The sequence below is a fragment of the Lachnoclostridium edouardi genome (assembly GCF_900240245.1).
GTDB classification, from domain to species: Bacteria; Bacillota; Clostridia; order Lachnospirales; family Lachnospiraceae; genus Lachnoclostridium_A; species Lachnoclostridium_A edouardi.
In genome coordinates this window covers 13489-25992 of the sequence record NZ_OESQ01000001.1, presented here as the reverse complement: position 1 = coordinate 25992, position 12504 = coordinate 13489, and the positions used below count along the sequence as shown (strand labels likewise).

Annotated in this window: 11 protein-coding genes; 3 read left to right on the top strand and 8 right to left on the bottom strand. The window is 42.2% G+C overall.

Features of this window, described 5'->3' with window-relative positions; all coding sequences use genetic code 11:
* Positions 1-178 precede the first annotated feature (178 nt).
* Entirely contained in the window at positions 179-1975 is a 1797-nt protein-coding gene (locus tag C1A07_RS00125) for a VanW family protein (protein ID WP_101875288.1), read from the bottom strand.
* Positions 1976-2210: 235 nt separating this feature from the next.
* Here C1A07_RS00125 and C1A07_RS00120 point away from each other — a divergent pair, with 235 nt between their 5' ends.
* Positions 2211-3065: a PHP domain-containing protein gene (locus tag C1A07_RS00120; RefSeq protein ID WP_101875287.1), complete on the top strand. Its 855-nt coding sequence runs from the start codon at positions 2211-2213 to the stop codon at positions 3063-3065.
* 153 nt (positions 3066-3218) lie between these two features.
* On the top strand, positions 3219-3455 hold the full coding sequence (locus C1A07_RS00115; RefSeq protein ID WP_101875286.1) for a polya polymerase: 237 nt from the start codon (positions 3219-3221) through the stop codon (positions 3453-3455).
* Between the two features lie 94 nt (positions 3456-3549).
* Here C1A07_RS00115 and C1A07_RS00110 read toward each other — a convergent pair whose 3' ends face one another.
* Genes C1A07_RS00110 through C1A07_RS00085 form a run of 6 tightly spaced genes read right to left on the bottom strand, consistent with a single transcriptional unit; the run spans position 3550 to position 10175 of the window.
* A complete protein-coding gene (locus C1A07_RS00110) occupies positions 3550-4743 on the bottom strand; it encodes a MalY/PatB family protein (protein ID WP_101875285.1) in 1194 nt (397 codons plus the stop codon).
* Positions 4744-4752: 9 nt separating this feature from the next.
* Positions 4753-5940, bottom strand: coding sequence for a M24 family metallopeptidase (locus tag C1A07_RS00105; RefSeq protein WP_180952139.1), 1188 nt, complete (start codon positions 5938-5940; stop codon positions 4753-4755).
* Between the two features lie 37 nt (positions 5941-5977).
* Complete coding sequence (locus C1A07_RS00100) at positions 5978-7252, bottom strand: TRAP transporter large permease (protein WP_101875283.1); 1275 nt, start codon at positions 7250-7252, stop codon at positions 5978-5980.
* A gap of 18 nt (positions 7253-7270) precedes the next feature.
* On the bottom strand, positions 7271-7753 hold the full coding sequence (locus C1A07_RS00095) for a TRAP transporter small permease (protein WP_101875282.1): 483 nt from the start codon (positions 7751-7753) through the stop codon (positions 7271-7273).
* Positions 7754-7776: 23 nt separating this feature from the next.
* Positions 7777-8868, bottom strand: a complete 1092-nt coding sequence (locus C1A07_RS00090; protein WP_101875281.1) for a TRAP transporter substrate-binding protein — start codon at positions 8866-8868, stop codon at positions 7777-7779.
* A gap of 11 nt (positions 8869-8879) precedes the next feature.
* The gene (locus C1A07_RS00085) at positions 8880-10175 is read right to left on the bottom strand and encodes an L-cysteine desulfidase family protein (protein WP_101875280.1); all 1296 of its coding nucleotides are present in this window, start codon (positions 10173-10175) and stop codon (positions 8880-8882) included.
* Positions 10176-10472: 297 nt separating this feature from the next.
* Between C1A07_RS00085 and C1A07_RS00080 the strand changes: the two genes are divergently transcribed.
* A complete protein-coding gene (locus C1A07_RS00080; RefSeq protein ID WP_101875279.1) occupies positions 10473-11105 on the top strand; it encodes a GntR family transcriptional regulator in 633 nt (210 codons plus the stop codon).
* A 77-nt stretch (positions 11106-11182) separates the two neighbouring features.
* On the opposite strand, the gene C1A07_RS00075 is transcribed toward C1A07_RS00080, so the two are convergent.
* A complete protein-coding gene (locus tag C1A07_RS00075; protein WP_145996022.1) occupies positions 11183-12481 on the bottom strand; it encodes an FAD-dependent oxidoreductase in 1299 nt (432 codons plus the stop codon).
* Positions 12482-12504: the final 23 nt, after the last annotated feature.

Below are 12504 nucleotides of genomic sequence, written 5' to 3'. Positions count from 1 at the left end.
TATTCTCTTGTCAGTGAGACTGACCTATATTGTATTATAACAATAATTTCACAATTTGCAAAGCGGAAAAACTGCATTTTATCGTATTATTTTACGAACAATACTCTTTCCTGCTTTAGTCCCAGACAAAAAAGCCGGAAGTTTCCCTCCGGCTTTCTAACATCTTTTTTATGGAATTTTACACTCCCGGCCCTGCAGGCACGCTGCCTGAATTTTCATTTCCTGATGGATTTGGGGCCACTACATTAGGCTGGCTTGTGTTTGTTCCAGGAGACGTCTGCTGACCCTGACTGTCCGCCGGTCCCTGGGAACTGCTGTCCGGTCCCTCTGTTTTTTCTGCTGTTCCAGTAGGCTGCTGACTCCCTTCTCCTGGCTGCTGGGAGCTTGTCTGACTTCCTGATTCAGCAGTAGGAGCCTCGTCTGACCCTGCAATGGTTTGATCCGTGGTTTCTGTTCCGTCCCCTGTGACAGACTCTCCCTCTGTAGTAATCTGAACTCCTGAGGTATTTCTTTTAATCACTGCCGCATGTCCCATATAAGTGCTTCTGTGGAAAAATTCGTCGCTGATTACTTCCCCGTTTTTCTTTTTCACCAGGTTGGTAGACCAAACGCTTCCCTTATCTCCCTGTTTTACAATCTTTTCTTCTCCGGGAGCCAAGGTCTGGTCCTCCTCGTAAGTAGGCGCCGGCTGATCCAGCTCTGAAACCTTTTCAGAGTGCATAGATACAGTTACTCCGTCCTCCAAAATAGGAATTCCCACTACAGAAATAGTCAGCTTCATTTTGGAGGAGGTTCCTCCCTCCAGCTTTGCCCTGAGGGCAATGGCTGTGTTGGAAGTGTTAATAAACTTCATGTCCGGGCCGCCGTAGCTTACTGCCGCGTCCTCCCCCGGAGTTACGTAGGACGGCTCATAACTGTGAGCTCTTCTCTCTGTAGTATTCAGTCCTGCAAAAATTACTGCATTATATAAGGTAGAAGAAACCTGGCATACGCCGCCTCCCGGCTCCTCCACCAGCTTTCCGTCTACATAAGCGCCGGCCGGCTTATAGCCCTTAGCCTCAGAACGCTCCCCTGTAGTTTCATTAAAGGAAAATGTTTCTCCCGGCTGAATAATTTTTCCCTCCAGACACTCTGCCGCCAGCTTAATATTCGTATTTCTGGCCACATTGGCTGTGGTGGTAGTGGAAAATTGACCGATTACCTGGTACATTTCCTTGGCCTGAGCTTCTGTAATTTCAGGGACTACCTCTTTTGCCTCCGCCGTAAGCTGAGCCTCAAAATTCTTGCTCTGAATTGCCTGATTAATGTCAGAGACCAGCTTTTCCTGGTCAATAACGATTCCATTTTCCTCCCCAGAATATACAAAGGCCTTTTTCTCCTTGTCAAAGCTGGAAATCTCTCCATTTTTCGCCGGCTTATCCCACTTCTTTGCCATAGCCTCCACATGGGTTTTTACGCTTTCCTCCATGCCGCTTGTATCTAAGGAGTAGGAATCCTTAGGCTCCCCGGAAAAGATTTCCTGAAGCAGCGCGTTTACCTTGTCCTCCATTAAATTAGGAATTTCATAAGAATCCTCTCCATAAGAAACATTCATAGTCCAAGTATAATTTTTCAAAAGTACATCGTGGGCCTCTTCTCTGGACATTCCTGTTATAGAGACCCCGTCCACAGAAACCTCTTTTTCCAGCTGGGTTTCTGTTTCTGAGGAAGGCTCCTCCTGGGTTTTGCCCTTCATTCCTTTTACAGCAAAAACCGCTGCGCAGATTACCAGAATTAAAATCACTCCCCCTATGGCAATCCATTTATAATTCCTTTGAGGAGGCCGTTTTCTGTTAGGGCTTTTTCTGTTTTGGGAAGCGCCTCTGGATCTGCTGCCCCGCGGCTCGCTGTATCCTGATGAGCTGCCTCTGGAAGCTGAACGTCCCCCTGTTCTGGAAGAATTCCTTGATCTATTTCTGTCATCATATTGATTCATACATATCTCCTGCCTAATATCACTTATTTTCCATAATTGGACAGCTCTGCAAAAGGTAAAAATGGATCTGCGAAACTGCCGCTGTTAATCGGTTAAAGTATAACACACTTTTTTAAAAAATAAATGACAAATTTATTGTTTTTTCTATAATTTTTTGAAGGTTTTACTTATTCATTGAAATGTGTTAATATTGTATTATTAAATCATTACTAAAGTATTTCAGGAGGTAATTCGTGTGAAATATGTTGATCTTCACGTCCATTCTAATGCCTCTGACGGAACTATGTCCCCGTCTCAGGTAGTGGCTTATGCTGCTTCCAAAAATCTGTCCGCCATGGCTTTAACAGACCACGATACTGTGGAGGGCGTTCAGGAGGCTTTAACGGCTGCAGCTTCACTTCCTGTAGAAGTAATTCCCGGTATGGAGCTGTCCGCTTTGTACCATGAAAAAGAAATTCACATTTTAGGTTTATTTGCAGACTACAAAAATCCACAGCTTTTAAAACAGTTAGAAAATCTGCGGGCTGTAAGAAGCAGGCGCAATTCTGTTATTTTAGAGCGGCTGGCTGCAGACGGGATCTGTATTACTGCAGAGGAGCTGCAGGCTTCAAACCCTGACACGGTGATTACAAGAGCCCATTTTGCAAGAGTGCTGGTAGAGAGGGGAATTGTTTCCAACATGGCCCAGGCTTTTAAAAAATATCTCCAGACAGGGGGAAAATACTGTCCCAAAAAGGAAACCTTTTCTCCGGAGCTGGCTTTAAAGCTTTTAAAAGAATGCCGCGCGTTTCCGGCCTTGGCCCATCCCCTTCAATATAAATTCGGCACAGAGGAATTAAATGGCCTGGTGGCGCATTTAAAGGAGCTGGGACTGGCCGGGCTGGAAGTCTATCACTCCTCCAATAACCAATATGAAAGCATGAAGCTAAAAGAAATGGCCGTAAAATACCAGCTGCTTCCCACCGGCGGTTCTGATTTTCACGGCAAAAACAAACCTGATATTGACCTTGGAACAGGCAGGGGCGGTCTTCATGTATCCTCTCTTTTATTGGAAGATATCAGAAATAAGCACAGTAAGATGTACTCTTAAAGCCTTGGAAAATTATTACATTTGTCAGTGATAACAAAGGAATCTCACAGGTTTTTCTCATATTATTGCTAATTGCTTTCTTATCCCTCCTTTGATATAATGATATTGTCAAAAAGTTAACCAGCTTTCTATGAAAAGAAAGGAGTATTTATTATGAAAATTCAGAATATCACAGATGTAGATAAGTTCTTTAAAGTAATTGACGAGTGTAAAGGTGTTGTTGAGCTTGTTTCCCCAGAGGGCGACAGAATCAATTTAAAATCTAAGCTGAGCCAGTATTTATCTATGGCAACTATTTTTTCCAACGGATTTATTAATGAGTTAGATTTAGTTGCTCACGACAAAGAAGATATTGAACGTCTGATTCAGTACATGTACAACGGTCAGTAATTTTCAATCATTGCCAAACAAAAAGGGAGACTGCAAAATCCATGGAAGGGGTTCCTTCTAACATTGGTTTGCAGTCTCTTTTTTTATCTCTTTTTTAGTTTTCACAAAAACTGTTTTTCAGTCTTTCCATTGCTTTTTCCAGAATACATCTGGGGCAGGCAATGTTTAAGCGGATAAACCCTTCTCCCGGTTTTCCAAACCAGCTGCCTAAATCTGCTCCTATATAAGCTTTGTTCACTACAAAGTCCTCAATTTCTTCTGCTGTCATTCCTGTTTTTCTGAAATCCAGCCACACTAAATACGTGCCTTCAGGGCGTATCATTTTTATCTGAGGAATATATTCTTTAATATAGGCTTCCATATAATCCAGATTTTCTTTTAAATACTCACACAGGGCTTCTACATATCCCTGGCATTTCTCATATGCTGTTTCCAAGGCCACAGGGCCGAACCAGTTCATATTAAAGACTCTGTTGGCATTTAGGCCTTTCTGAAATTTTTCTCTGATGCTGTCATTTGGAATAATGGTATATGCAGTCTGCAGTCCGGCCAGATTAAAGGTTTTGCTTGGAGCATAATTAGTAATGGTATTATTTTTTATTTTTTCAGATATTCCAGACATGGCGCAGTGGGAATACCCTTCCATAATTAAATCGCCGTGAATCTCGTCTGACACCACTAATACGCCGTTGTCCGCACAAATATTTCCCAGGCGCTCCAGCTCTTCCTTTGTCCAGCACCTGCCTACAGGATTATGTGGATTCGATAGAATCAACAGCTTATTGAAAGGATTCTTAGCCTTTTCTTCCAGGTCCTGAAAATCCATTGTATATACTCCGTCTTTTTCTATCAGCACATTTTCCACCAGCGTTCTCCCGTTATTTTTTACCCCGTCCATAAACGGATAATAAACCGGAGTCTGCACAATAATTCCGTCTCCCGGCTGAGTAAATGTTTGAATCGCCACAGTAAAGCCTGGAATAACGCCTGGAGTAAATATAATCCAGTCTTTTTCTACCTTCCAAAGATAACGCTTTTCCACCCATTTAGCAATAGCTTCAAAAAAGCTGTCCTCCCTGGTGCTGTATCCGTATATGCCTTCCCTGGCCTTTTTGGTGACGGCTTCTATTACCTCCTCAGGGCATTTAAAATCCATGTCGGCAATCCACATAGGTATCATTTCCACGTCAGGGTCCACCCCAAACTTTTTATTGCAGCCGTCCCATTTTATACTTCTGGTGCCTCTTCTTTCCGTATAATGGTCAAAGTATTCTTTATTGTACTTCATAGGCCCCTCCTACTGTAAATATAAGGATTCATTAGGATGTGTAAAGAATTCACATCCGTCTTCTGTAATCAGGAAGGTGTCTTCAATGTTATAGCTGTGATTTTTGCTGCTGTAATAAGGCATCTCCAGGCAAAATACCATTCCCGGCTGGAACGTTCTGGTTTCTGCTCCGCCGATAAAAGGAGCTTCCTCTGTAAAACGGTTGCACCCAATAGAGTGGCCGTGATGGCCTCTTTTATAACCTTTAATCTCTGCCTTAATTGTATTCTGAATCTCCTGGAACACTACATTCATTGGCACCCCAGGCCCTAACAGCTTTCTGGCGCATTCTACTCCCTTCCACAGGGAGGCATATATTTCTTCTCTTTTCTTCTCTGTTTTATTTCCCACGGCAAAGGTTCTGGCTAAGTCCGCTCCATATCCGCAGTACATAGGCCCTCCGTCTAACCGCACAATGTCTCCTAATTTTATTCTGTTATGGCGGGGCACTACTGCAGGGGCAAAATCAGCGCCTATGGTGTGTGCCTGAAGGGCGCACATTACATCCTCTGACTGATTCTGGCAATTATTTTTAAACAGCATCATAATATCTGCTTCTGTCATTCCAGGCACACATTCCCTTGCAGTTTTGTACATTGCCACCTCTGATATTTCTGCCGCTTTTCTTAATACCTGAATCTCCCAGGGAGTCTTTATCATTCTGGCTTCCACTAATGCGCCGGAACAGTCTGTAAGGTTTTCTCCGGGAAATACGCTTTGTAAGAAATCCCATTTTGTGTGGGAGATTACTTCGCTTTCCACTCCCACCTTAGGATTTTTGTATTTAGACAGAACGACCTCAGCCGCCATCCGGAAGGTTCTGTTTAAGTCAGGCTGAGCCGGTTTATCCTCCTCGTCCTCTTTGGCGTAATCCTCAATATAAATCCAAACAGGATATGTAACAATGTGAATATCCCTGCAGGAGGAAACGGCGGCCTGCTTTTCAAACTCATTGCAGATTAATGTTATCTTCCCCTCTTTAGGAACAATAGCGGCTGTTAAACCAATTTGATTTGATAAATATAAAAACTGGCTGGCAAAACCGGTGCAGTAAAAAATCGCCTCCGGAGAAGTAATAATCATGGCGTCTAAGCCAAATTTTTCCATAGATTCCTGCAGTCTTCTGCAGATAGCCTCCTGATTTCTGTTTTCTAACATATTTGAATCCTCCATTTTTGCGGTTTTTCTGTTTCCTCTATCCCACCAGATTAGGCAGCAACATAATCAGATCAGGGCAATAAGTAATAATTAACATGCTGATCAGGTTTGCCACTAAAAACGGCCACACTCCAGGCAGCATATCCATCATATCCATTTTGGTAATAGAATTGGTGACAAACAGGTTCATTCCAAATGGCGGGGTGTACATGCCTAAGGCTAAGTTGGAAATCATAACAATACACATATGTACCCCGTCCACTCCAAGGCTGACTCCCATGTTAAATACTAATGGAGCAATAATTAAAATTGCTGCAGAGCCGTCCATAAACATTCCCATAACTAAAAGAATCAGGTTTAAGATTAAAAGGAATGTAAATTTAGATGTTACTCCTGCCAAAAGCGTATTTGTAACCATTGTGGACACCTGGCTTACTGTAAGAATCCATGCCAGTACAGTAGCGGCAGAAATCAGCACTAATACCTGGGCGCAGGAAATCGCTGATTCTACAGCCACCTGCCAAAGACGTTTTAAGGTCAGCTCTTTATATACAAACATTCCGATTAGCAAAGCATATACTGCAGACACTGCCGCAGACTCTGTAGGAGTGCAGAGGCCAGAATAAATACCGCCTAAAATTATCACCGGAACCATTAAGGCTGCAGCCGCACGCTTTGTAGCAATAAACAGCTCTTTCCCAGTGGCCTTTTTATCTCTAGGCAGGTTGTGCTTTTTGGCAAAGAAATAAATATAAACTAAGCTACTGATTCCTAAAATAATTCCCGCTGTAATTCCCGCCATAAAGCATTTTCCTACAGATACTCCAGTAGTCACGCAGAATACAATAATGGTAACGCTGGGCGGGATTACTAAAGCTACAGATCCAGAGGAAGCCAAAAGCCCTGCAATAAATTTTTTAGGATATTTTCTTTCCTGCAGTTCTGGGTACATCAGCTTTCCAATGGCAATAATGGTAGCCGGGCTGGAGCCTGACAAGGCTCCGAAGAACATGCTGGCCAGCTGGGTGGAGGCCGCGATTCCTCCGCACACGTGGCCGATTAACGCTCTGGCCCAGTCTAAAAGCCGTTTAGACAGTCCCCCACTGTCCATCAGGTTAGCGGCGAAAATGAAAAACGGAAGAGCCATTAAAGCAAAGGAGTCAATTCCTCCAATTAATCTTTGTACAATAATCATGGCGTCTACATCTGAGCCAAAAATCAGAGAAAAGAAACCTGACAGACCAAGAGCCACCATAATCGGCGCGCTGCTGATAAACAGCACAAGCAAGCATACTAGTAATATTGGCACCATTTTCAATTCCTCCCCTCTTTATTCCTGAATTTTATAGATTCCCAATACATCATTTAAAAATACTTCCAGCAAATGAACCTCCGACAAAAACGCTCCCACAGGGACGCTCATATATACCAGGAAAATAGGCCAGCCAAGAGCCGGTGTTTTCTGGTTTGAAAAATATGCAAAGGAAGTATACTTCCATCCGTAATATAGTAAAAATCCTGAAAATACAGCCCCTGTCAAGATTACAAACAGGGAAACAAACTTCTGAAATTTTTCTCCAGGCACTCTTCTGATTACATCAATTCCAAAATGGGCTCCTCTTCTGAAACAGAGGGCGCTTCCTAAAAATGTAATCCATATCATCATATAGCGGACAATTTCCTCGCCCCAGGAGGGAGCTACCCCTAATCTTCTGGCAATTACGTCATATGCAATAATCCCTGTTGCCAGCAAAATAAAACACCCCAATATGACTTTTTCTACCTTTACAATGGTTTTCAAAATTACAGCCATATAAATCCTCCTCCAGCTATGATTTACTGTTTTGCGGCAACTGCCTGATCAAATGCCTCCTGAAGTCTTGGAATATATCCCTTTCTCCAGTCTGTAGTTAAAAACTCGTCGTAAACTACTGAAGTAGCCTCCTTAAACTCCTTTACCTGTTCATCTGTCAACGCATGGTATATACTGCCTGCTTCCACCATTTTGTCAATGCAATCTTGTGTATATCCTGGCAGTTCTTCATCCAACACCTTTCTGGCTGCAATTTCTGCCTCTGTAATAATGGCTTTTGTTGCGTCGTCCTGCTTGTTCCACCATGCCCCGTTTACCATTAACACATGAGTCTGGGCATCGTGATATGTATCTACTAAATATTTCTGAACCTCATGGAAGTTCATAGTGTAAATAGACTGGGCCGGATTTTCCTGTCCGTCTACAGTTCCGTTCTGAAGGGCGTTGTATGTTTCAGCATACGCAATTACTATAGGCTGAGCACCTAAAGCTTTATAGGTAGATGTGAGAATATTAGATTCCATAATACGCATTTTCATATTTTTCATATCGTCTACGCTGTTAATATCTGTGTTGGAGCTCATCAGACGAAAACCGGCAAACCAGAAGGCCATTCCGTGAATGCCAACAGAATCTAATCTATCTAAAAACTCTCTTCCAACATCATCATTTAACACCTGGCTGATAACCGAGGTATCCTGGGGAAGCAAATACGGCATATCCATAAGAGCCATGTCTTCGCAGTAGGAGGCAATAATGGCGCATGGGCCCATAGCGATCTGTGTAACTCCCATCTGCACGCTTTGAATAGATTCAGGAATACTTCCGATTTGTCCGTTTGGATAAACCTCGCACTGAATGGCCCCATCTGACAATTCTTCTATTTTTTCTGCCATAGTCTTAATTGCCATATCCTCCGGCGTGCCCTCTGGCTGAGGATGAGTAATTTTAATGGTCTGTTTTGATATTGTTTCAGCCCCCTGAGAATCTGCCCCCTGGCCGCTCCCTTCTTCTACCTTTGGTTCCTGTCCTCCTGCAGAATTAGAATTTCCTCCACATGCAGTTAATGATACTGCCATAGTTACTGCCAACGCCAAAGAAATTATTTTTTTCATAGTAGCCTCCTTTAAATTTTTTTCATATTCTCTCTCAGGTCTATATTGTCCATCATAATATTCAGAACCTCTATGTCTGTCTGTTTCATTCCTACCCGCCCAATATAGCCTATACTTTTAATAGTTTCCTCTACATTTTCCTTTACTACCCCTTCTCCCGGGAGAAAGGTTTTTCCCTCCCTGCTCATCTCATACGCCAGAAATGCCGCTTCTAAAGAAGCTGCAATTTTAGAAGCGCAGGAGGGCTTTGCCCCGTCGCAGATAATCCCGCCTACATTGGCAATTGTATTTGTTATTAACATGGACACTGCTTTATAATCTCCGCCGCTCATATACATAATAGCTGCCCCTGCCCCGCAGGCGGCGCTTACGGCTCCGCAGTAAGCGGACAGTCTGCCTACATACTGTTTTTGATGAATAGAAAGCAGATTGCTGACTACCAGGGCTCTGTACATTTTTTCTTGACCCACGTTCCAAGCCTTTCCAAATTCCACAACAGGCACTGATACGGTAATCCCCTGATTGCCGCTTCCTGAATTAATAACTGCCGGCAGAGAGCAGCCTCCCATTCTGGCATCAGATGCAGCGGCGGCTCTGGCCTTTGCCACGTCGGCAATGCTTCTGTTCTTCTGAAAAAGAATCTTTCCAATATCTGCACCGTAGTGATGCTTCATGCCCTCGTCCGCTAAAGCTTCATTATACTCTGCCTGCTTTTTAAGCATTTCCTCTACATCTTTAATTTCCACACAGTCGGCAAATTCCAGAATGCCTTTCACTGTCATTAACGACTTGTCGCCGTAAACCTCTTCTTTCTGGCCCTGACTTTGCTCATAAATAATTTTTCCGTTTTTCACCAACCTGGCGATAAACGTGTGCTGACCTGCCACAGTGGCCTCCGCCCACTGGCCCTCTGCCATTACTTTCACTCTTACATACAGATTCTCTGCTTCCTCCTGAAGCCTGCATTTGCAAAAGTCTGCCTGAACCAGCTTTTTTGCCTTTTCTCTTTCCTCCTCTGTAACGCCCTCCAATACTTCCAGGCCGTTTTCTTCATCCCCTCCTAAAACCCCAAGTACTGCCGCTATCTCAATCCCCCTTTCTCCTCCAGAATTTGGGACAATTACACTCTTTACATTTTTAATAATGTTCCCGCTGCAATATACCTCCATTGACTCTGGAATTTTTCCCAAAAGCTTTCTGGCCTTCGCCCCGGCATAGGCAATAGATATTGGCTCAGTGCAGCCTAAAGCGGGAATCAATTCACTTTTTAAAATATTTAAATAATTTTCATACATTGTCTTTTCCATAATTCTGCCTTTCTATCCCCACCTTTTATCTAGTATTAATATAAATATATCTTTAATCATATTAATAATATATTTATGGTAATAATAACCTAATATTTTTTCTTTGTCAATAGCTTGTTGTACAAATAGTTATATACAAAAGAAATATTATAGTTTTTTTATGCATATTCACCATTACAGGATATTGCAATACTTGGAAATAATTACTATTTTTTTATTTTGTTCTTTTATTCCATGAATTTATTTGCTAGAATAGAATTTAGCAAATGCTTTTAGAATTGAAAGAGGGATTGGTCTATGGCAAAAGAGAAGACTTTAAAAGATAATATTTACAATTCGATTTTAGAGGGAATTATTAATTATGAATATGTGCCTAATCAGATTATTACAGAAAAAGAAATGGTGCAGAAATACGGCTGCAGCAAATCTCCTATACGGGAGGCCCTGATTGCTCTTTGTACAGACGGGGTTCTCCGCAGCATTCCCAGATGCGGCTATGAGATCATCCAGCTTACAGTAGACGATATACGGAACATTCAAAATTACCGTTTGGTTTTAGAGTGCGGTATGTTAAGGTTTTATTATAATAAAGTTACTGACCAGCAGCTTAACCGTTTAAGACAGTTAGACCAGGTGTGCAACAGTACGGACGACGCGTGGAGCCACTGGAAGCACAACATAGAATTTCATCTTCAGCTGATTTCCCTGTCCCAAAATATATATGCGTACCAGGAGCTAAACCGGGCTATGACAATTCTTTTAAGGGCTTACGCCCAGCACTACCGGAACAAGTGGAATCCCATTGTGCCTCCTACAGACACCAGATATCACTGTAAACTTTTGGAAGCCTTAGAGACATCTGATTTAGAGATGGCTAGGGAAGCTCTTGGCAATGATTTAAATGATTTTGGTGAGGTCAGATTATTTTGACCATGAAAAAGCAGGCCGTCTGCTTCTTACGTATACGGCCTGCTTTTTTATTTCATCTATTCTTCGTTCTATAAAAGCTACAATTTCTGTCCCCCGATCCCTTTCACCCCTGCATCCTGAAGACGTTTTATTAGTTCATAGACAGGTATCTCCTGTACAGTACAGCCCTTTTCTATAGCAATCACAGCTCCCAATCCTGCTCCTTGCCCCATTCCCATACACTGAGGCATCCCTCTTACAGAGGCGAAGGCTTTTATATCTACTGACATATTTCTTCCTGCAAATAGTAAATTTTCAATTTTTTCAGGTACTAGACATCGAAATGGTATCGTATAATAATCTCCCTCTTTAATAGCAGCCTCATGGGAATACAGTTTTGTGCTTTCATCTCTAAACACTTCATCCAGCGGATTGTCGCAAGCAACAATTCCATCCTCAAATTTACGGCCCTGCTCTACATCCTCATATGTAATTTGATACATTCCCTCAATTTTTCTGGTTTCTCTGATTCCTACTACAGGTCCTATATAGGATACATAGCTGTGTTCAAACCCTGGCAGCTCCGCTTGGCAAAACTTAGCCAGTTCCATTGCCCTTTTTCTTGCAATTAGGGTTCCATTTAAAATACTTTCACTATCTCTTCCGTCCACCCCTGTCACTGTTACAGTATTAAAAAATACGCTGCCTTTCCTGAATCCCCTTAACATATATATTTGCGGAATAGACTGATGAATCCGTTTTTCCCTTATGGCTCTTTCTGCATACCTTGTAAAGTATGGATCTGAATCCTTCAAAAATGCTTTTTCCCAATCTACTTGCTCCATAAAAAATGTTAAAGACGCCCCCATCATTAATCCTTTATCATTTCCTGTTTTGGACGGGACCCCGGCTTTATCGGCTATATCTCCATTACCTGTACAGTCAATATAAATTCCAGCCTGAAAAATCTCCTTTTTCTGAGTATTAACAATTTCTATACCAGTGATTTTATTGTTCTCTACCATTACATTACTGACAATATGATTAATTAATAACTTTACTCCTGCTTCTTCTAAAAGATTATAAAGAATAGAAATCGCCTCTTCATGGTCATAAACTACCTCATCTCCAAAATTTTCCAGGCTGCACGCTCTTCTCTCTGCCACAGGAGGTTCCTTGCGATACATTAATCCTACAAATTCATTAAAAAATCCGCCGATTGTCTTTTTACAGGGATATCCTGCCCCTAACATCATCCCTGGACATGAAGACATAACGCCCCCTATTTTATTTTGAATCTCTATTAAATATACTTCTTTTCCATTTCTTGCCGCTGAAATCGCAGCTGCAATTCCGGCCGGTCCAGCGCCAAATACAATAATATCTGTTTTAATCATAAATTCCTCCCTGCCAATATCTT

Coding starts and splice junctions, on each gene's coding strand:
- C1A07_RS00125 (WP_101875288.1), bottom strand. CDS start 1,975: ATGAATCAATATGATGACAGAAATAGATCAAGGAATTCTTCCAGAACA.
- C1A07_RS00115 (WP_101875286.1), top strand. CDS start 3,219: ATGAAAATTCAGAATATCACAGATGTAGATAAGTTCTTTAAAGTAATT.
- C1A07_RS00110 (WP_101875285.1), bottom strand. CDS start 4,743: ATGAAGTACAATAAAGAATACTTTGACCATTATACGGAAAGAAGAGGC.
- C1A07_RS00105 (WP_180952139.1), bottom strand. CDS start 5,940: ATGTTAGAAAACAGAAATCAGGAGGCTATCTGCAGAAGACTGCAGGAA.
- C1A07_RS00100 (WP_101875283.1), bottom strand. CDS start 7,252: ATGGTGCCAATATTACTAGTATGCTTGCTTGTGCTGTTTATCAGCAGC.
- C1A07_RS00095 (WP_101875282.1), bottom strand. CDS start 7,753: ATGGCTGTAATTTTGAAAACCATTGTAAAGGTAGAAAAAGTCATATTG.
- C1A07_RS00090 (WP_101875281.1), bottom strand. CDS start 8,868: ATGAAAAAAATAATTTCTTTGGCGTTGGCAGTAACTATGGCAGTATCA.
- C1A07_RS00085 (WP_101875280.1), bottom strand. CDS start 10,175: ATGGAAAAGACAATGTATGAAAATTATTTAAATATTTTAAAAAGTGAA.
- C1A07_RS00080 (WP_101875279.1), top strand. CDS start 10,473: ATGGCAAAAGAGAAGACTTTAAAAGATAATATTTACAATTCGATTTTA.
- C1A07_RS00075 (WP_145996022.1), bottom strand. CDS start 12,481: ATGATTAAAACAGATATTATTGTATTTGGCGCTGGACCGGCCGGAATT.